General features: G+C 74.4%; 15 protein-coding genes. 8 read left to right on the plus strand and 7 right to left on the minus strand.

What is annotated here, in order from left to right; genetic code table 11:
• The first annotated feature begins 343 nt into the window (after positions 1-343).
• Together rsgA and JAO84_RS29435 are read left to right on the plus strand one after the other, a co-directional pair.
• On the plus strand, positions 344-1,462 hold the full coding sequence (gene rsgA / locus JAO84_RS29430) for a ribosome small subunit-dependent GTPase A (RefSeq protein ID WP_370415537.1): 1,119 nt from the start codon (positions 344-346) through the stop codon (positions 1,460-1,462).
• Positions 1,463-1,560: 98 nt separating this feature from the next.
• Positions 1,561-2,961 (plus strand): AlkA N-terminal domain-containing protein, encoded by a 1,401-nt coding sequence (locus JAO84_RS29435; RefSeq protein WP_370415538.1) that lies wholly within the window; start codon positions 1,561-1,563, stop codon positions 2,959-2,961.
• Here JAO84_RS29435 and JAO84_RS29440 read toward each other — a convergent pair.
• From JAO84_RS29440 to JAO84_RS29455, 4 genes are all read right to left on the minus strand, one after another.
• A complete protein-coding gene (locus JAO84_RS29440) occupies positions 2,958-3,332 on the minus strand; it encodes a PPOX class F420-dependent oxidoreductase (RefSeq protein ID WP_370416893.1) in 375 nt (124 codons plus the stop codon). The two genes, JAO84_RS29435 and JAO84_RS29440, sit on opposite strands and share 4 nt — an antisense overlap.
• Positions 3,333-3,364: 32 nt before the next feature.
• Positions 3,365-3,847 carry a DUF456 domain-containing protein gene (locus tag JAO84_RS29445; protein ID WP_265867927.1) on the minus strand — a complete coding sequence of 161 codons (483 nt, stop codon included), beginning with the start codon at positions 3,845-3,847 and terminating at the stop codon, positions 3,365-3,367.
• Positions 3,848-3,925: 78 nt separating this feature from the next.
• The gene (locus JAO84_RS29450) at positions 3,926-4,372 is read right to left on the minus strand and encodes a hypothetical protein (protein WP_370415539.1); all 447 of its coding nucleotides are present in this window, start codon (positions 4,370-4,372) and stop codon (positions 3,926-3,928) included.
• 96 nt (positions 4,373-4,468) lie between these two features.
• Positions 4,469-5,452, minus strand: coding sequence for a helix-turn-helix domain-containing protein (locus JAO84_RS29455; RefSeq protein ID WP_370415540.1), 984 nt, complete (start codon positions 5,450-5,452; stop codon positions 4,469-4,471).
• Positions 5,453-5,700: 248 nt separating this feature from the next.
• On the opposite strand from JAO84_RS29455, the gene JAO84_RS29460 reads away from it, so the two are divergent.
• The 4 genes from JAO84_RS29460 to JAO84_RS29475 all read left to right on the plus strand — a co-directional run bounded on the left by JAO84_RS29460 (position 5,701) and on the right by JAO84_RS29475 (position 13,249).
• Positions 5,701-9,519 carry a S8 family serine peptidase gene (locus JAO84_RS29460; RefSeq protein WP_370415541.1) on the plus strand — a complete coding sequence of 1,273 codons (3,819 nt, stop codon included), beginning with the start codon at positions 5,701-5,703 and terminating at the stop codon, positions 9,517-9,519.
• Positions 9,520-9,642: 123 nt separating this feature from the next.
• Positions 9,643-10,962: a protein phosphatase 2C domain-containing protein gene (locus JAO84_RS29465; RefSeq protein WP_370415542.1), complete on the plus strand. Its 1,320-nt coding sequence runs from the start codon at positions 9,643-9,645 to the stop codon at positions 10,960-10,962.
• A gap of 41 nt (positions 10,963-11,003) precedes the next feature.
• Complete coding sequence (locus JAO84_RS29470; RefSeq protein ID WP_370415543.1) at positions 11,004-12,746, plus strand: pyruvate dehydrogenase; 1,743 nt, start codon at positions 11,004-11,006, stop codon at positions 12,744-12,746.
• Positions 12,747-12,847: 101 nt separating this feature from the next.
• Positions 12,848-13,249 carry an ATP-binding protein gene (locus JAO84_RS29475; RefSeq protein ID WP_370415544.1) on the plus strand — a complete coding sequence of 134 codons (402 nt, stop codon included), beginning with the start codon at positions 12,848-12,850 and terminating at the stop codon, positions 13,247-13,249.
• Positions 13,250-13,304: 55 nt separating this feature from the next.
• Here JAO84_RS29475 and JAO84_RS29480 read toward each other — a convergent pair whose 3' ends face one another.
• Together JAO84_RS29480 and JAO84_RS29485 are read right to left on the minus strand one after the other, a co-directional pair.
• Entirely contained in the window at positions 13,305-14,390 is a 1,086-nt protein-coding gene (locus JAO84_RS29480) for a DUF2637 domain-containing protein (protein ID WP_370415545.1), read from the minus strand.
• A gap of 221 nt (positions 14,391-14,611) precedes the next feature.
• Positions 14,612-15,472 (minus strand): (2Fe-2S)-binding protein, encoded by an 861-nt coding sequence (locus JAO84_RS29485; protein ID WP_370415546.1) that lies wholly within the window; start codon positions 15,470-15,472, stop codon positions 14,612-14,614.
• 148 nt (positions 15,473-15,620) lie between these two features.
• On the opposite strand from JAO84_RS29485, the gene JAO84_RS29490 reads away from it, so the two are divergent.
• Both JAO84_RS29490 and JAO84_RS29495 read left to right on the plus strand, forming a co-directional pair.
• Positions 15,621-16,394: a GntR family transcriptional regulator gene (locus JAO84_RS29490; protein ID WP_370415547.1), complete on the plus strand. Its 774-nt coding sequence runs from the start codon at positions 15,621-15,623 to the stop codon at positions 16,392-16,394.
• Positions 16,395-16,467: 73 nt separating this feature from the next.
• Positions 16,468-18,000 carry a WD40 repeat domain-containing protein gene (locus JAO84_RS29495; RefSeq protein ID WP_370415548.1) on the plus strand — a complete coding sequence of 511 codons (1,533 nt, stop codon included), beginning with the start codon at positions 16,468-16,470 and terminating at the stop codon, positions 17,998-18,000.
• A 186-nt stretch (positions 18,001-18,186) separates the two neighbouring features.
• Here JAO84_RS29495 and JAO84_RS29500 read toward each other — a convergent pair whose 3' ends face one another.
• Positions 18,187-18,954, minus strand: a complete 768-nt coding sequence (locus JAO84_RS29500) for a hypothetical protein (RefSeq protein ID WP_370416894.1) — start codon at positions 18,952-18,954, stop codon at positions 18,187-18,189.
• Positions 18,955-18,963: the final 9 nt, after the last annotated feature.

Below are 18,963 nucleotides of genomic sequence, written 5' to 3' on the forward strand. Positions count from 1 at the left end.
GGGGGAGCGGCGTCTTGTACGGATCGGACACGGCGGCGCGGAGGGTGTCGGCGCGCTGAACGCGTGGCGCGTTAAATGCGTGGCGCGTTAAATGCGTGGCGCGCTCGCGAGGGTGCCCGCTACGGTGGTGCACACCGCTCGGGAGAGCGGTGCCGAAGAGCGCTCAAGTGCGTTTCCGCCGAGCATGTGTTGTGACCAGGAGGTGTGACCGATGGCTGTCGTCACGAAGGGCCGTGCCCTCAATCCGATGATCGTCCACCCCACTTCCGTGGCCACCGGCTGACCTCTTCTCTCACGCGCTGCCGTAGGCAGCCGCCGGGGCCACCCCTTTGAAGGGTCCCCCTTGTCTCTCCCGTCCTCTTTCCGTTCTTCTTCTCTCTCTTTCTCCTCGCTGCTCGCCTACGGCTGGGACGACGCCTGGGCCGCGGCCTTCGCGCCGTACGCGGCACAGGGTCTGCTGCCCGGCCGGGTCCTCCGGGTCGACCGGGGCCAGTGCGATGTCGTCACGCCCGAGGGCGTCGTGCGCGCCGACACCGCGTTCGTCGTGCCGCACGACCCGCTGCGGGTGATCTGCACCGGCGACTGGGCGGCCGTCGACCCCGACGGGGCCGGCGACCCCCGCTACGTACGGGCGTATCTGCCGCGCCGCACCACCTTCGCCCGCTCCACCTCCTCCAAGAGGTCCGAGGGCCAGGTCCTCGCCGCCAACGTGGACCACGCGATCATCACGGTGTCGCTCGCCGTCGAACTCGACCTCGGGCGGATCGAGCGCTTCCTGGCGCTCGCCTGGGAATCGGGCGCGCAGCCGCTCGTCGTCCTCAGCAAGGCCGACCTGGTGCCGGACCCGGTGGGTCTGTCGTACCTGGTCGAGGACGTCGAGACGGTCGCCCCCGGGGTGCAGGTGCTGCCGGTCAGCTCGCTGACCGGGGACGGCCTCGACGTGCTGCGCGCGGTCACGGCGGGCGGCACGAGCGTGCTGCTCGGCGTCTCCGGTGCCGGCAAGTCGACCCTCGCCAACACCTTGCTCGGCACGGACGTCATGGACGTCCAGGCCATCCGCGACATGGACGGCAAGGGCCGCCACACCACGACCACCCGCAATCTGCTGGTGCTCCCCGGCGGCGGCGTCCTCATCGACACGCCCGGCCTCCGTGGCGTCGGCCTGTGGGACGCCGAGGCCGGCGTCGGCCAGGTCTTCGCCGAGATCGAGGACCTGGCGGCGGAGTGCCGCTTCCACGACTGCGCCCACGAGTCCGAACCCGGCTGCGCCGTCACCGCCGCCATCGCCGACGGCACCCTCCCGGAACGGCGCCTCGACAGCTACCGCAAGCTCATCCGCGAGAACCAGCGCCTGGTCGCCAAGACCGACGCCCGCGTCCGCGCCGAGATCCGCAAGGACTGGAAGCGCAAGGGCGCGGAGGGCCGGGCGGCGATGGACGCGAAGCGGGGCCAGCTGCGCTGACGGGCCCAGGCCCGAGCCCGGGCCTGCCGGCCCGGGGCCCGGTTTCCGTGTCCGAAAACCGCCAGTCACGGGCCTCCCGGTCCCGCACACTGGAGGACATGACGGACACGGAGACCGGGCGGCTCGGGCAGGGCGGACAGCTCGCGCAGCTGGACGAGGACACCCGCTACCAGGCGGTCAGCAGCCGGGACGCCCGCTTCGACGGGGTGTTCTTCTTCGCGGTGGCCACCACCGGTATCTACTGCCGGCCCAGTTGCCCGGCCGTCACGCCGAAGCGGCGGAACGTGAGCTTCTTCCCGACCGCCGCGGCCGCGCAGGGGCACGGGTTCCGGGCCTGCCGGCGATGCCGGCCGGATGCCGTGCCGGGGTCCGCCGAGTGGAATGTGCGCGCGGACGTGGTCGGGCGGGCGGTGCGGATGATCGGGGACGGGGTGGTGGACCGGGAGGGGGTGCCCGGCCTGGCCGGGCGGCTCGGGTACAGCGCCCGGCAGGTGCAGCGGCAGCTCACCGCGGAGCTCGGCGCCGGGCCGGTCGCGCTGGCCCGGGCGCAGCGGGCGCACACCGCGCGCCTGCTGCTGCAGACCACCGCCCTGCCGGTCACCGAGATCGCGTTCGCGTCCGGGTTCGCGAGCGTCCGCCAGTTCAACGAGACCATCCGCGCCGTCTACGCCCGCACCCCCACCGAACTGCGCGCCGAATCCGGCACCGGGACCGGCGCCGGGCCGCGCACCGCGCTGGCCGCCGGGGTGCCGCTGCGGCTCGCGCACCGGGGGCCGTACGCGACGGGGGAGGTCTTCGACCTGCTCGCCGCGGAGGCGCTGCCGGGTGTCGAGGAGGTCGTCGGCGCGCCCGGCGCCCGCACCTACCGGCGCACCCTGCGCCTGCCGTACGGCACCGGGATCGTCTCCGTCGACGAGCGCGCCCCCGGCCGCGCCGGCCGGTGGCTGGAGGCCCGGATCCACCCCACCGAACTGCGCGACCTCACCACCGCCGTCCAGCGGCTGCGCCGGCTGCTCGACCTGGACGCCGACCCGTACGCCGTCGCCGAACGCCTCGGCGCCGACCCCCGCCTCGCCGCCGAGGTCGCCGCCCGCCCCGGCGTACGGTCCCCGGGCGCGGCCGAACCGGAGGAGTTCGCGCTGCGCACCCTCGTCGGCCCCGGCGAGGCCGCGCGGCTCGTGGAGGCGTACGGCACGCCCCTGGAGACCCCCTGCGGCACGCTCACCCATGTCTTCCCCGAGCCCGCCGCGCTCACCGGCCACCCGGTCGCCGGCCCGCTGGCCACCGCCCTCGCCGACGGCACGGTCCGCCTCGACCCGGGCGCCGACCGCGACGCCTCCGCCGCGGCCCTGGCCGCCGTCCCCAGCGTCGGCCCCGAGGCCGTCGCCGTCATCCGCACCCGCGCCCTCGCCGACCCCGACGTCCCGTCCCCGGGCCTCCCGGACCACCCGGAATGGCGCCCCTGGCGCTCGTACGCCACCCGCTACCTGCGCGGCTAGCGCGCCTGGAAGTCCTCAAGGCCCCAGCTGTGAATCCGGCGCGGATGGATCCGGATCACCTCCTCGCTGAAGTACGGCCCCACGAGCAGCTCCGCCTCCCCCCGGATCTCCACGCCCCGCACCCGCCAGGGGCGGACGGTCGCCAGATCGTCGACGACCAGGGCGAGCCGCGGGTTCGTCCGCAGGTTGCGCCACTTCTTCGTGCGGCTCATCGCGGCGCCGCCGATCAGGACCGTGCCGTCCTCCTGCGGGAAGAAGCCCACCGGGTTGGCCTGCGGCTGGCCGGAGGGGTCGACCGTGGCCAGCCGCCCGAGGCGCTGGGTGCGCAGATAGGCCCGCTCGGCCTCGGTGAAACCGTCGAAGTCCCGCATGCCGCCGGCCATCGCACCCGACCTCCTCGACATCAGCCCCAGATCACCGCCCCCGCCCACGCTCCCACGATCAGCAGACACGAGAACAGCTCCACCAGCACGCTCGTGCCCGCCGCCCGCATCACCGTGCGGGTGGCGGCACGGGCCTGGCCGTGGCCGCCCAGGCGGAGGCGCTCCGAGAGGTAGACGCCGCCGACGAAGCCGGGGATCGCGCCGAGCACCGGGATCAGGAAGAAGCCCAGGAAGGCGCCGATCCCCGCGTACGCCACCATCCGCCGCGTGATGCCGACGCCCCGGAACCGGCGGGGCGGCAGCTGCCAGACCACCACCTGGGTGAGCAGCAGCAGGCCGGTGGAGGAGACGAGCAGGATCCAGGCGAGGCCGGTCTGCTCGTGCAGCGCCCACCACAGCATCGCCGCCCACACCAGCCACGTTCCCGGCACGCCGGGCGTCATCACCCCGAACAGGCCGAGCAGCATCACCATCGCGATCAGCAGGAGCTGCCACACACCCATTTGCCCAGGGTGCCGGAGGCCCGGCGTTCCCGCAGGTCAAGCGATACGTACGGGGGACGGGGGCGAGGGACCCGAACGTCAGCCGGTCACGGTGCCGGTCGCGGGGATCGCCGCCGCGACGAGCTGCCGCTCCTTCCGGCTGATCAGCGGGAAGATCAGCTTCAGCTGCGTCTCGCTGTACGGGGACGACAGCACGAACGACGAGTTCAGGATCCGCTCCTTGATCTCCGACCGGAACAGACCCTCCCGCTGGATCGTCATCGTGTGCTCCACCGGCTCCGCGAACGTCGGGTCCGCCCGGAAGACGAAGAGCCGGCGGTCGGTCATCGCCAGATAGTGCGGCACCGGGGCCGGGATCACCGACACCGTCCCGCCGCTCGCGATCGCCGACGCGATGCCGAACGCCGCCGTCCGCCGCACGGACACGGTGCTCAGGCCCACGATCGCCGTCACCTCCACCCGCTCCCCGGGCTCGAGGACCGGGGTGACGGTGGCCAGCAGGGCGCGACGGCGCCTTCCGTTCATGGGCGGTACTCCAGAGGGGTGACGTGCGGGGGAGGGGTGATGCGACGGGCCGGCGCTCACGGCCGGGCCGGGCTCACCCTGCCATACGGCCCCGGCTCACCTGCGGGCCACCCACCCCTTCTCGTACGCGTGCCAGCCGAGCTGCAGCCGGGTGCTCACCCCGGTCAGCTCCATCAGGCCCTTCACCCGCCGCTGCACGGTGCGAAGCCCGAGGTCCAGCTGCTTGGCGACGCTCGCGTCGGTCATCCCGGCCAGCAGCAGGCTGAGGATCTCCAGATCGGTCGGGTCCGGGCCGGGCACCTCGTCCTCGGTGATCTGCGCGCCCGCGCCGAGGCGCAGCGGCAGGGCGTCCCGCCACACCGACTCGAACAGGCCCATCAGCGACTCCAGGAGCCCGCTCGCGTGCACCACGAGCGCGGCCGGCTCGGCGCCCCGGCCGGTGAGCGGGACCATCGCGAGCTGGCGGTCGGCCACCACCAGCTTGGTCGGCACCCGGTCCACCACCCGGATCTGCTCGTGGCGGCCGAGCGCCGCCGACAGCTCCACCAGGCCGGTCGGCAGGGAGAGCACCTCGCGCTCGATGACCACCCGGTAGCGGACCCCGCGCTCGGCGGCCAGCGCCTCGGCGTCGTTCTCCATCCCGGACACGGCGATCGGCTTTCCGGTGACCAGGGCGCACACCTCGTGGGTGGCGCCGAGCTGGAGCTGCAGGAAGCGGTGGGTGACCGCCCCGGCGCCCGTCACCACCTCGACCAGGTCGTGCACGGGCGGCTCCGTGGCCTCCGCCCGGTACTCCTGGGCGAGCAGCGCCGCCGCCAGCTCGGCCTGGTCCAGCTCGTGCCGCTGCTGGGTGAGCAGCGCGCCGAGGGCCACCCCGGGCGGGGCGGCGACCCAGCGCCCGATCCGGGCCGAGGACTGCGCGGCAAGGCCCTGCGCCTCCAGGCGGCGCAGCGCCCGCTCGGTGTCGGTCTCCGGCAGCGCGAGCCGGTGGGCCAGGTCGGAGACCTCGGCCGCGCCCATGGCGACCAGGGCGCGGTAGGCGGATTCCTGCCGTTCGTCGAGACCTATCGCTGCCAGCATCGCTGTCCCACCCCTCGCGCGGACGTCCCGGGACGACCCGGGAATTTCCGGACGTCCACCGGACGCGTTCGTTCCGTCGGTGCTCTGGCGGGAATCGGCCACGGCGCATTCCCGCCTCGCCCATCCTGCCTGCACCACCCTCACCTCTGCCAATGTGGCGCCACCGCAGCACCAACAGCCTCCGGACATGGGCGTCTTATGCGCTTATGCGCCGATGCCCGCATGTCCGGATTCAGATGGGGAGAGCGATGCGCCCGATTTCGCGTACGGCCCTGGGGGCGGCGACCGCCGCCGTCCTGGCCGTCACCGCGGTCGCGGCGTCCGCGGCCGCAGCGCCGCAGGACGCCCGGACGACCAGCACCGGCACCGGCACCGGCTCCAGCACCGGCTCCGGCGAGCGACCGCTGGTCGGCAGCGAGGCCGCCGCCCGGGCCGGGCAGCGGCCCGTCACGGTCACCCTCGTCACCGGCGACCGGGTCGTGGTGACCCGGGACGCCGCGGGCGCCCCGGCCGCCGCCGCGCTGCCTCGCGAGGACGGCACCGTGCCCTTCGTGCAGACCCGCCGCTCGGGCCGGGACCTCTACGTCTACCCCGAGGGCGCCACCAGCGCCCTCGCCGCCGGCCGCGTCGACGAGGAGCTCTTCAACGTCACCGGTCTGATCCGGCAGGGTTACGACGACACCGCCTCCGCCACCCTGCCGCTCATCGCCGTCTACGGCGCCGACCTCGCGACCGCCCGCTCCGCGCCGCCCGCACCGCGCGGCGCCACCCGCGGCCAGGTCCTGAAGACCGTCGACGGCGTCGCGCTGAAGGCCGACAAGAAGCAGGCCGCCGCGTTCTGGAAGGACGTCGAGGCCCCGGCCGCCCGCAGCGCCACCGGTCTCCGGAAGCTCTGGCTCGACCGCAAGGTCCAGGCCACCCTGGAACGCTCCACCACCCAGGTCCACGCCCCCGAGGCCTGGGCCGCCGGCTACGACGGCTCCGGCACGAAGGTCGCCGTCCTCGACACCGGCGCCGACGCCGAACACCCCGACCTGAAGGGCCGGATCGTCGCCCAGGAGAACTTCACCGACTCCGCCACCGTCGGTGACCGCCAGGGCCACGGCACCCACACCATGTCCACGGTCGGCGGCACGGGCGCCGCGAGCGGCGGCAAGAAGAAGGGCGTCGCGCCCGGCGCGGAACTCCTCAACGGCAAGGTGCTCAACGACGGCGGCTCCGGCGCCACTTCCTGGATCATCGCCGGCATGGAATGGGCCGTCGCGCAGGGCGCCGACGTCGTGTCCATGAGCCTCGGCGACCCCTCGCAGACCGACTGCACCGACCCGATGAGCCAGGCCACCGAACAACTCGCCCGGAGCAAGGGCACGTTGTTCGTCATAGCCGCCGGCAACACCGGCCCCGGCAACAACACCGTCTCCGCCCCGGGCTGCGCGCCGAGCGTGCTCACCGTCGGCGCCGTCGACCGCGACGACTCCACCGCGTACTTCTCCAGCCGCGGGCCCACGGCCAACGCCGCCCACACCCTCAAGCCGGAGATCACCGCCCCCGGCGTCGGCATCTCCGCCGCCGCGGCCGGCGGCCGGGGCGTCTACGCCTACCAGTCGATGTCCGGTACGTCGATGGCCACCCCGCACGTCGCGGGCGCCGCCGCGATCGTCAAGCAGCGCCACCCCGACTGGACCGGCCGGCAGATCAAGGCCGCCCTGGTCTCCTCCGCCGACAGCGGCATCCCCGGCGACGCCCGCGAGACCGGTGGCGGCCGCCTCGACGTCAAGGCCGCCACCGGCCAGACCGTCCTCGGCGCCCCCGCCGTCCAGGCCGGCAGCTACGGCTGGCCGCAGATCAAGGGCGACCGCACCACCGTCTCCGTCCCCTACACCAACACCGGCGACAAGCCCGTCACCCTCTCCCTCGCCGTCGAGCGGGTCACCGGCAACGACGGCTCCGCCGTCCGCTCCGGCGTCGCCCGCCTCGGCAAGGGCACCGTCACCGTCCCGGCCGGTGCCACCGTCCAGGTCCCCCTCGCCATCGACCCCACCGCCCGCCTGGAGCGTGCCCAGTACGGCGACGTCACCGGCCGCGTGGTCGCCACCGGCCCCGGCGGCGTGCACGTCTCCACCCCGTTCGCGCTGTACGTCGAGGCCGAAACCGTCTCCCTGCGCGTCAAACTGATCGACCGTCAGGGCAACCCCGCCGCCGGCGCGTCCTCGCTCGACGTCATCGGCACCGACGACGCCTCCGGCGAGCGCCGCTTCAACGAGGGCGCAGGCGACCAGGTCTACCGTCTGCGCGCCGGCAGCTACTTCCTCTCCTCCTTCGTCACCACCCCCGACGCGGACGCCCCGGCGGGCAGCACGGTCCTCAACGACTCGATCAGCTACCTGGCCCGGCCACAGCTGAACCTGACCCGGGACACCACGGTCGTCCTCGACGCCCGCAAGGCCCACCGCCTCACCGTGCGCACCCAGCAGCCGACCGAACTCCGCGGCGCCACCCTCGCGTTCGCCCGCTCCTGGGACGACACCTGGCTGCACGCCGGCACCGCCGCCGGACCGCGCACCATCCGCGGCTACTACGCCTCCGTCGAAGGCCGCGCCGAGGACGGCGGCTTCGAGTTCGGCAGCTACTGGCGCGCCGCCGCCCCGCAGATCGGCGAACTGCGCACCACCGACGGCCTCGACCTGCATCCGCTGACCGCGTCCACCGGCTCCGACAACCTCGACGGCACCGGCTCCGCCCGGCTCGTCGACGCGGGCACCGGCACCCCCGACGAACTCGCCGCCGCCCAGGTCAAGGACCGGATCGCGCTGGTCCGGCTGCCCGACGACAGCACCGCCGCGGGCACCCTGGCCCGCAACGCCAAGACGGCCGGCGCGCTCGCCGTCCTCACCTACCACCAGGCCCCCGGCCGCTGGTATCCGACCGGCGGCTTCACCGGCCTCGGCCTGCCCGTCCTCTCCGTGCCCGCGGACGAGGCCGCCCGGCTGACCGAACGGCTCGCCGCCGGCGAGGTCACCCTCGCCTGGCGGGCCACCGCCAGGAGCCCGTACACCTACAGCCTCGCCTTCCCCGAGACCGGCCCGATCCGCGACGCCCGCACCTACCGGGTGAAGGACGGCGCCCTCGGCCGCACCGACACCCGCCTCGGCTCGGCCGGCACCGCCACCGACTTCGTCGAGTTCCCCGCCGCCCACCGGCCCGACGGCCAGGCGATCTCCTTCGGCTCGCTGGAGAGCATCCCCGCCCCGGGCACCCGCACCGACTACCACACGCCCGGCGACACCGTCTGGCAGTCCCTGATCGGCAGCAGCTTCCCGTTCGGCGAACTGATGGTCGGCGACCGGCACGCCTACACCGCCGGCGAGCGGCGCACCGAGACCTGGTACGACGACGTCATCGCCCCCACCGCCCCCCGCGACGCCGCCGGCGCGCCGGTCCTCGTCGCCGAACGCCAGGGCGACCTCATCGGCTTCGCCGACGCGATGTGGGGCGACCGCAGCCACCACGCCGAGCCCGGCTCCTTCGGCGACATCGGCAACCTGACGCTGCGCAGGGACGGTAAGGAAATCGGCACCACCGGCTGGCCGTTCGGCGTCTTCGAGGTGCCGGCCGAGCCCGGCACGTACACCCTCGAACAGAACGTCATGAAGATCGGCAACCGGGCCTGGGCCCGCTCCACCTCCGTCAACTCCGTGTGGGAATTCACCTCGAAGCTCGACGAGAGCGTCTATTCTCAGAGCATCCCCATTCTCTTCCCCCGGTACGACCTTCCGGAGGACGGACTCAAGACCCTCGCCGCCACCGACGGCCAGCACATCGGCCTCGGCGTGACGGGTCACGCGGGCTACACCCCCGCCGCGATCGCCTCTGCCACCCTCGCGTACTCCTACGACGGGGGCACCACCTGGACCGAGGCGCGGGTCACCCACCAGGGCGAGGCCTGGACCGCGACCGTCGACCACGCGGGCGCCGGCGGCAAGCAGGTCACCCTGAAAACCGAACTGACGGACGCCCACGGCAACTCCGTCACCCAGACCGTGATCCGCGCTTACGACGTGCGCTGATCACGCCGGTCCGCCGGGCGTCCTTCCCGTGGGGGGTGGGGTCGTCCGGCGGACCACTCTTTCGGACCAGAGCTTTTCCCGATGTCCCGTTTTCTGACGCCCTGTGCGGTGGACAATAAGGGCATGACTCAGCAGGGGGACAGCAACTGGTGGGACAAGCTGTACGACGAGGACGCGCAGGACACCGCACCCGCGCCCACGCCGGACAGCCTCGACGAGCGCTACGACTCCGCCGCGGCGACCACGACCGGGCTCCCGGCCCCGCCGCCGCCCGCGGCCCCGGCCGACCGGGACCCGCGCCTCGCCCCGGACCCGGAGCCGGTACCGGACCTGCTGCCGGACCTGCTGCCGGCCGCCGCCACCGAGCCGCCGCCCACGCCGACCGTGCAGGTCCCCGCGCCCCGGCCCCGTACCGGACACGTCGGAACCCGGCCGCCCACCTACGACCCCGAGCCGACCCATCTGCCCGCCGCCCGGCCCGGCGAACTCGACGGGCTCGTCGCCGACACCGTGCTCGACGGCGCCCGCTACGGCGGCTACACCCTGCGCGCCGTCTCCGTCCGCGGCGACTCGGCCCGCTTCCGCGGCGAACCCCGCCGCGACGCCCTGCTCACCGCCCGCTTCGGCCACGACGAGACCGCCCTCGTGCTCGTCGCCGTCGCCGCCGGACGGCGCGGCTCCGACCACACCCACCTCGCCGCCGCCGACGCCTGTCGCTGGATCGCCGAGTCCGTCGGCCGCAGCCACGCCCGGCTCTCCGAGGACATCCGGGCCGGCCGCCGCGGCGACCTCAAGTCCGGACTGCACCGGCTCACCGACCGCACCTACGGCAAGCTCCGCTCCCGCGCCGCCGAACGCGACCTCGACCCCGAGGAGTACACCGCGGGCCTGCGCTGCCTGCTGCTCTCCGCCGACCCCGAGTGCCGCACCCGGATCTTCTTCGGCATCGGCACCGGCGGCCTCTTCCGGCTCCGCGACGGCTCCTGGCAGGACATCGAGCCGCTGCTCCCCGAACCCGCCGCGACCGTCGGCGCACCCGTCGTCGGCTACGGCTCCCGGCCCGTGCCCCCCGCCCGGACCGTGCTCGGCGAGGACGACCCCGCCGGGTACGACCTCCCCGAGGCCGGCGAGGACGGCGACCGGCTCACCATGCGGCTCGGCGTCGCCGACGCCCCCGGCCGCCCCTACGTCGAGGACCCGCTGCCGCCGCCCGCCGAACCGTTCCGCTTCCGGGCCTCCGTCGCCCAGCCCGGCGACACCCTGCTGCTCGCCTCCCACGGCCTCGCCGAACCCATGCGCGGCGAACCCGCCCTCGCCCGTGAACTCGCCGCCCGCTGGTCCGCCGCCGAACCCCCCGGCCTCGCCGCCTTCCTCGCCGACACCCAGCTGCGCGTCACCGGCTACGCCGACGACCGCACCGGCGTCGCCGTCTGGGAGGCGTAACTGAAAGGGCACAACCGAGGCGCCCATGGGTTGATGGATCCATGGCCAAACAGAACGTCGCAGAACAGTTCGTCGACATCCTCGTGCGCGCCGGCGTCCAGCGTCTCTACGGCGTGGTCGGCGACAGCCTGAACCCCGTCGTCGACGCCATCCGCCGCAACGGCTCCATCGACTGGATCCAGGTACGGCACGAGGAGGTCGCCGCGTTCGCGGCCGGCGCCGAGGCGCAGATCACCGGCCGGCTCGCCGCCTGCGCCGGCTCCTGCGGCCCCGGCAACCTCCACCTCATCAACGGCCTGTACGACGCGCACCGCTCGATGGCCCCCGTGCTCGCCCTCGCCTCCCAGATCCCGTCCGGCGAGATCGGCCTCGGCTACTTCCAGGAGACCCACCCCGACCAGCTGTTCCGCGAGTGCAGCCACTACAGCGAGCTGATCTCCAACCCGCGCCAGATGCCCCGGCTGCTGCAGACCGCGATCCAGCACGCCGTCGGCCAGGGCGGCGTCAGCGTGGTCTCGCTGCCCGGCGACATCGCCGCCCAGCCGGCCCCCGAGAAGGCCGCCCAGAGCGCACTCGTCACCGCCCGGCCCACCGTCCGCCCCGGCGACGCGGAGATCGACGACCTCGTGCGGATGATCGACTCCGCCGAACGGGTGACGCTGTTCTGCGGCAGCGGCACCGCGGGCGCGCACGCCGAGGTCATGCAGTTCGCCGAGCGGGTGAAGTCGCCCGTCGGCCACGCGCTGCGCGGCAAGGAGTGGATCCAGTACGACAACCCGTTCGACGTCGGCATGAGCGGACTGCTCGGCTACGGCGCCGCCTACGAGGCCACCCACGAGTGCGACCTGCTGATCCTGCTCGGCACCGACTTCCCGTACAACGCCTTCCTGCCCGACGACGTGAAGATCGTCCAGATCGACGTACGGCCCGAGCGGCTCGGCCGGCGCTCCAAGCTGGACCTGGCCGTCTGGGGCGACGTCCGCGAGACCCTGCGCTGCGTCATCCCGCGGGTCCGCGCCAAGACCGACCGGCGCTTCCTCGACAAGATGCTGAAGAAGCACGCCGACGCCCTGGAGGGCGTGGTCAAGGCCTACACCCGCAAGGTCGAGAAGCACGTGCCCATCCACCCCGAGTACGTCGCCTCCGTGCTCGACGAACTCGCCGACGACGACGCCGTCTTCACCGTCGACACCGGCATGTGCAACGTGTGGGCCGCCCGCTATCTCACCCCCAACGGACGCCGCCGGATCATCGGCTCCTTCAGCCACGGCTCCATGGCCAACGCGCTGCCGCAGGCCATCGGCGCCCAGTTCACCGACCGCGGCCGGCAGGTCGTGTCGCTGTCCGGCGACGGCGGATTCACCATGCTCATGGGCGACTTCCTCACCCTGGTCCAGTACGACCTGCCGGTGAAGGTGATCGTCTTCAACAACTCCTCGCTCGGCATGGTCGAACTGGAGATGCTGGTCTCCGGACTGCCCTCGTACGGAACCACCAACAAGAACCCCGACTTCGCCGCCATCGCGCGCGCCGCCGGCGCCTACGGGGTGCGGGTCGAGAAGCCCAAGCAGCTCGCGGGCGCCCTCAAGGACGCCTTCAAGCAGAAGGGCCCGGCGCTGGTGGACGTCGTCACCGACCCCAACGCGCTGTCCATCCCGCCCAGGATCAGCGCCGAGATGGTCACCGGATTCGCCCTGTCCGCCAGCAAGATCGTGCTCGACGGGGGAGTGGGCCGGATGCTCCAGCTGGCCCGGTCCAACCTGCGCAACGTCCCGCGCCCCTGAGGCACGAGGTCCTGACGGTCCGCGCACACCGATGAATGCCGCCCTCCCAGCCGGGCATGCATCCCCGTGAGCCTGTTCGACGCGACGACGGGGTGGGGGATATGGCCGGGGAGGCGACCAAGCCGACTCAACTGCTCAGAAAGGTGGGATGCGCGGATCTCACCGCGGTACCGGAGGTACGGCATGCCTTGCGCGCGATGCTGGGATCGTGGGGCGCGCCGGGCGCCTCCGACGTCGCCGAACTCCTCACCAGCGAGCTGGTGACCAACGCGCTCGTCCACACCGAGCACGGCGCGGTCGTCACCGCCACCGTGCTCCCCGGACAACTCAGGGTCGAGGTACGGGACTTCGTGTCCGGACTCGACAGCCCGCGGGTACCGCACGCCGACGACGGTACGCACGGACGCGGTCTGGTCCTGGTCCAGGCCCTCGCCGACTCCTGGGGCGTGGAGAACCACGGCGTGGGCAAGGTCGTCTGGTTCGAACTGTCCGGGACGGACTGAACGGCGGGGCCGCCCGAGGAATCCTCGGTCGGCCCCGCCGTTCAAGAGATGCAGCTCAGCCGAACTGCTGTTCCAGGTCCGCGAGTTTGCGTTCCAGGGAGTCGAGACGCGGCAGCGCCTGGGTGTCGTCCTCGGCGGTGAGGTCCACCGTCCGGGACTCGCCCGTGCGCGGCTCAGCGCCCTTGACGGCTTGCAGGGAGGGTCGGGAGCGAAGCGGCAGCTGTCCGGGGTCGGCTATGGCGGGCTCCGCGACGGCGGCCGGCACCGGCCCCGTCGCGGAGCCCACACCGGCACCGCCGCCACCGGCCGCGCCGAGGGCCGCCACGTCGACCTGGCGGCCGGCCCGGCCGAACGCCCGGTGCTGCCGGTTTATCGCCTTCAGGCGCGCCCGGTCCAGCTTGGCCTGCTCCCGCCGGCGGATCCGGTTCTGCTCCTTCTCCCGCCGGTCCTCGCGCACCTCGTCCACGGCCTCGTCCAGCGTCCGTACGCCTTCCAGGAGCATCAGCGACCAGGCGCCGAAGGTCTCCCGGGGCGCCCGCAGCCAGCGGACCATCCGGATCTGCGGCAGCGGCCTCGGGATCAGGCCCTGCTCGCGCAGTGCGGCCCGCCGGGTCTGCTTCAGGGCCCGGTCGAAGAGGACCGCCGCCGACAGGGACATCCCCGCGAAGAACTGCGGGGCGCCCGCGTGGTCGATGCCGCGCGGCGCGTGCACCCAGTTGAACCAGGCCGCGGCCCCCGCGAACATCCACACCAGGAGGCGCGAGCCGAGCGCCGCGTCACCGTGGCTGGCCTCGCGGACGGCGAGCACCGAACAGAACATCGCGGCGCCGTCGAGACCGAACGGGACCAGGTACTCCCAGCCCCCGGTGAGGTTGAGGTTCTGCCGGCCGAAGCCGACGAGCCCGTGGAAGGAGAGCGCCGCCGCGACCGCGGCGCAGCAGAAGAGCAGCACGTAGGAGGCGGTGCCGTAGACGGCCTCCTTGCGTCTGCGGCGTTCCTCGCTGCGCTCCCAGGAGTCGTCGGCCGCGGCCTGGTCAGCGGCGCGCTTCCCGCGCGCGAGCACCGCCACCGCCGTCAGGACTCCCGCCACCATGACGCCGCCCGGAAGCAGCCAGTCCAGCGATATGTCGGTCAGTCTCATGCGGTGTCCCTTTGTCGTCTCGCATGTCGTCTCGCAGAGAGGGCGATACGGCGGCCCATATTGGCCGACCGCGCGAGGCGGGCACGGGGTTTCGGGACAAGAGCACGCCATTGGGGTCGCACGGCATACGAATAGGTGCGATCTGGTCGAACTGTCGCACGGGAGAGCGGAGTTGCGTTCGAATGCGACCACCCCTGCGGGTGGTGTGACCGAGGGGAGGGTCAGCCGGTCGCGGCGAGCCGGCGAACCCGCTCCGGGTCGGCCGTACGGGGACAGGTCAGACAGGTGTCCTCGGGGCGCAGCGTGTAGAAGAAGCAGCAGGTGACCCGGTCACGGGTCGCGCGCGCCGCGCCGCCGCAGGCCTCCGCGGAGCCGGGCAGCTCCCGGAAGCCCGCCGTCCCCACGTACGGGCGCGCCGTCCCCGGCATCAGCCGCTCCAGGTCGGCCAGGGCCCGGTCCTCCTCGCCGAGCAGCGCCGCGATGTACCAGAGGCTCTCGACGACCTCGTCGGTCACCATCCCCCACAGCGCCCGCCGGCCCCGCCGCATCCGCGGCCCGAAGCCCGCGAGCACCGCCTCGAAGTGCTCGGCCAGCGCGTCCCGCGCCGCCGCGCGCAGCGCCTCCTCGTCCGCCACCACGCGGGCGCCGGGCAGCTCCGCCAGCGGATCCCCCGGCAGGCACCAGAACTCCTCCACCCGCACCGCGATCCGCCCGAGCGCCCGCTGGAAGGACAGCTCCCGGGCCGGCAGCCGGGGCACCCGGCGGTGCAGGAACCAGGGGAGCGTCACGAGCAGACACACCGGCCACGCGTACCGGTGCAGACCGAAGCCGGCCACCACGTCCGGGCGGGCGGCCCGCTTGTAGTCCCGCAGCACCTGGGCCTCGTCCCAGGCGAGGAAGGCGTTCAGGCCGTCCCCGCCGGCGCCCAGCTCCTCCGCGGTCACCCAGCCCGGTCCGCGCGGCAGCCGTTCGTCCCCGGCGAGCTCGTCCACGCGCAGACCGGTGAAGACCTCGGCGAGCCGTGCGTAGGCGGCGGCGACGGGCGAGGCGGAGGGCGACGGCAGCAGAGCGGGCACGGCCATGCGGGACCACCGAATCACGATCGTTAGCAGGTTAGCCTTACCTTACCCGACCGGTGCGGTGTTTGAACTGCGACGCCGTCCGCCTATCGTGCACGGGGGACCCCGGCACCGCGAGCCGGGCCCGGCACGACGGCGCAGGAGGACCCCGGTGGAGCAGGGCAGCACACGCGGGCGGACGACCGGCCGCCCCGCCCCCACGGCGTACGGCGACCCGGCACCCGCCCGGGTCCCCGAGCAGACCGCCCGCGGCGAACACACCCACAGCGAGCCCCCGGCCCCCGGTCTCGGCGAGCCCCGCGCCGTCCGCCGGCACTCCGTCCGCGGCCAGATCCTCCAGGCTCTGCGCACCGCCCTCGTCGGCGGCGAACTCGTCCCCGGCGAGGTCTACTCCGCCCCCGCCCTCGGCGAACGCTTCGGCGTCTCCGCCACCCCGGTCCGCGAGGCCATGCAGCAGCTCGCCACCGAGGGCGCCGTCGAGGTCGTCCCCAACCGCGGCTTCCGCGTCACCGAACGCACCCCCCGCGAACTCGCCGAACTCGCCGAGGTCCGCGCCCTCATCGAGGTCCCCGTCATGCTCCGGCTCGCCCGCACCGTGCCCGCCGAACGCTGGGCCGAACTCCGCCCGCTCGCCGAGGCCACCGGCGCCGCCGCCGCCCGCGGCGACCGCGCCCACTACGCCGAGACCGACCGCGCCTTCCACCGCGCCGTCCTCGCCCTCGCCGGCAACGAACAGCTCCTCGCCGTCGCCGACGACCTCCACCGCCGCTCCCAGTGGCCGCTCGTCAGCGCCCCCGCCCTGCGCCACGGCGAACTCGTCGCCGACGCCGCCGAGCACACCGCCCTCCTCGACGCCCTGATCGCCCAGGATCTGGCGGTCGTCTCCTCACTCGTACGGGAGCACTTCACCGGAGCGCAGCACTGACGACTAAGGTCGACAGTGTCAGCCTGTTACTCCGTTCGAACCGCGCCGACCCGCGACCGACCGAGAGGTGTCCATGCCGTCCGTCCGCGCGGAGCGCCCCGGGGCCGCGGCCCTGCTCGGCTGGCTCACCGACCCCGACGCGCCCCGCCTCTGCCTCGTCACCGGAGGCCCCGGGCTGCTCGACTGGCTCGCCGCGCACGGCCCCCGGGCCGCCGGGCGGCACCGCAGCGCCCGCGCGCTCATCCCGCTGACCGGGCGCACCGCGCTCGGCACCGCCTGGGCCGTCGCCGACCACCTCGGGGTCGTGGCCGCCTCGCCCGGCGACCTCGTCCGTGCCCTCGCCACCGGCGAGACCGGCCGCACCGCGCGCACCGTGCTGCTGCTCCCCGCGCTGCACGCCGCCGCCGAGCCCGCGGCCGTCGCCGCCCTCGTGGCCGACCTGGCCCGGCTCGGCCGGGTGCGGGTGGTCGTCGAGGCGCGCCCCGGGACGGCCGCGTACGCGCTGCTCGCGGAGGGCCGGGTGACGGTCGTCGACGCGGAGGTCGAGGACGAGGAGCAGGAAAGTCCCCCGCCGGCCCCCTCCCTCGGCAGCGGGCTCTCCGACCCCGCCCTCGTCTGCGCCGTCGACCCCGTCGCCGTCACCACCGGCTACGAGAGCGACCCCGGCGACGCCCACGGCGGGCTCCGCACCGCCTGGCTGCGCGCCGGGCAGGCGCTCTGCGCGGCCCGCACCCCCGCCGACCGGGCCCTCGTGCTGCTCGGCGTCCTCGGCGACGGCGCCGACCCGCGGCTGCGGCCCGCCCTGGAGGAGCTGGCCGCGCCCGCGCCCTGGCGGGTGCGCTGGACCCGGGTCACCGGGGACGTCGCCCCGCCCTGGCCCGGGCCGGTGGGCGCGCTCGCCGTACAGGGCGGCACCCTGCTCGCCGCCGACCTGGGCGGCACCGTACGGCTGCTCGCCGCCACCGACGCCCGGCCGCTCGGGCGGCTCGACCACCCGGTCACCGGGCGGGTCACCGCCCTCGCGCCCGCGCCCGACGGGACGGTGCTGCTGCTCGACGAGCGGGGCCGGCTGCACACCGTACGCGGCCGGGAGCCCCGCGCCCCGTATCTGCACCGGCTCACCGAGGCCGTCTCCACCACCCTCAGCCGGCACCCCGGCACGGCGCTCGCCGCGATCGCCGGGTCCGTGGTGGTGGGGGACCGGCTGGGGTCCGTACACGCCTTCGGCCTGACCGGGCTGCACCAGGCGGCCCTGCACAGCGGCCGGGTCACGGCGGTCGCCGCGGTCGAGTCCGCGACGCCGTTCGTGTGCAGCGGCGGCACGGACGGCGCGGTGCGCCGCTGGACCCCCGGCAACGAGGCCGACCCCCGCCCGCTCGCCGAGCGCCGCGCCCCGGTGGTCTCCCTCGCCGCGACCGAGACCCCGCACGGCCCGATCCTCGCCGCCGCCTGGGCCGACGGCACGGTCGAACTCCACGACGTCGACCGCCGCACCCACCTCTCCTTCCGCCCGGGCCCCCCGGTCCGCGCGGTGGCGGTGACGGACGACGGCGCGCTGATCATCGGCCTGGACGAGGCGCTGATACGGCTGGAACAGAGGAGCTGACCCCACCCACCGGCCTGGGACGACCGACGAGCTGAGGGGCGCGGGGGACGTGCAGGGGGCCGCGTTCGGGACGTAAAGCGTGATTTGTGGCGCGGAATGGAGGTCCTTGATCCTGGCCGGACCCGACCGCGCCGTAAATCATGCAGTCCCGAATGCGGTCACCGGAACGGCACCCGCGCCCCGCCCTCAGATCGCCGGCCGCGGCGTCAACTGGGCCGCCAGCCACGTCGGTACGCCGCCCAGGAGACGGAAGAGGCGGCCCGCCTCGGCGCGCAGCCGGCCAGCCTCGGGCTCGGTCTCGGTGGCCGCGAGCGACGCGAGGGCCGGGGCCGTACCGACCAGGTAGCCCAACTCCTCGCGGATCCGCAGGGATTCGGCGAAGCCGTGCCGCGCCTCCGTCAACTCGCCCTCGCGCAGGGCAAGTCCGGCGAGATGCCGCCAGGTCGAGGAGAGCAGCAGCGCGTCCTCGTGGGCGGTGGCGCCCGCGTGGGCGCGGCGCAGGGCTGCGCGGGCGGCCTGCGGGGAGTCGCCGAGGTTCTGCGCGACCAGTCCGCGCCGGTAGTCCAGGAGGGCCCGGCCCGCGGTGTCGGTGCCGACGAGCGCGGCGGCCCGGCCGAGCGCCGCGCGGGCCTCGTCGGCCCGGTCCCGTACCCCGAGCAGGGTCGACGCGTAGGCGAGATGCCCGCGTTCGCAGGCCGCCGCCCCGCGTTCCTCGTCGGTGCGGGCGACCGCCTCGGCGGCGCGCAGCGCCTCCTCGGCCTCGGCCCAGCCCTGTTCGGTGTAGAGACAGCGTTCGATCAGGAGGGCCGCCCGTTCCAGGGCGGCGGCGGGTTCCGTCGCGCGGGGGGCGAGGAGTTCGGCGGCGTCCGTCCAGCAGCCGCGGGAGCGAAGCCTCCAGATCGCGGTCTCCAGTGGGGTTCCCCGGCCGTACGCCACATTGCCCTCCCCGAGCACGCCATCGAG

Source organism: Streptomyces fradiae (assembly GCF_041270065.1).
GTDB lineage: Bacteria > Actinomycetota > Actinomycetes > Streptomycetales > Streptomycetaceae > Streptomyces.

Bases quoted from the DNA above. Each gene is read 5' to 3' on its own strand.
- JAO84_RS29435 (WP_370415538.1), top strand. From the start codon at position 1,561: ATGACGGACACGGAGACCGGGCGGCTCGGGCAGGGCGGACAGCTCGCG.
- JAO84_RS29440 (WP_370416893.1), bottom strand. From the start codon at position 3,332: ATGCGGGACTTCGACGGTTTCACCGAGGCCGAGCGGGCCTATCTGCGC.
- JAO84_RS29445 (WP_265867927.1), bottom strand. From the start codon at position 3,847: ATGGGTGTGTGGCAGCTCCTGCTGATCGCGATGGTGATGCTGCTCGGC.
- JAO84_RS29450 (WP_370415539.1), bottom strand. From the start codon at position 4,372: ATGAACGGAAGGCGCCGTCGCGCCCTGCTGGCCACCGTCACCCCGGTC.
- JAO84_RS29455 (WP_370415540.1), bottom strand. From the start codon at position 5,452: ATGCTGGCAGCGATAGGTCTCGACGAACGGCAGGAATCCGCCTACCGC.
- JAO84_RS29460 (WP_370415541.1), top strand. From the start codon at position 5,701: ATGCGCCCGATTTCGCGTACGGCCCTGGGGGCGGCGACCGCCGCCGTC.
- JAO84_RS29465 (WP_370415542.1), top strand. From the start codon at position 9,643: ATGACTCAGCAGGGGGACAGCAACTGGTGGGACAAGCTGTACGACGAG.
- JAO84_RS29470 (WP_370415543.1), top strand. From the start codon at position 11,004: ATGGCCAAACAGAACGTCGCAGAACAGTTCGTCGACATCCTCGTGCGC.
- JAO84_RS29475 (WP_370415544.1), top strand. From the start codon at position 12,848: ATGGCCGGGGAGGCGACCAAGCCGACTCAACTGCTCAGAAAGGTGGGA.
- JAO84_RS29480 (WP_370415545.1), bottom strand. From the start codon at position 14,390: ATGAGACTGACCGACATATCGCTGGACTGGCTGCTTCCGGGCGGCGTC.
- JAO84_RS29485 (WP_370415546.1), bottom strand. From the start codon at position 15,472: ATGGCCGTGCCCGCTCTGCTGCCGTCGCCCTCCGCCTCGCCCGTCGCC.
- JAO84_RS29495 (WP_370415548.1), top strand. From the start codon at position 16,468: ATGCCGTCCGTCCGCGCGGAGCGCCCCGGGGCCGCGGCCCTGCTCGGC.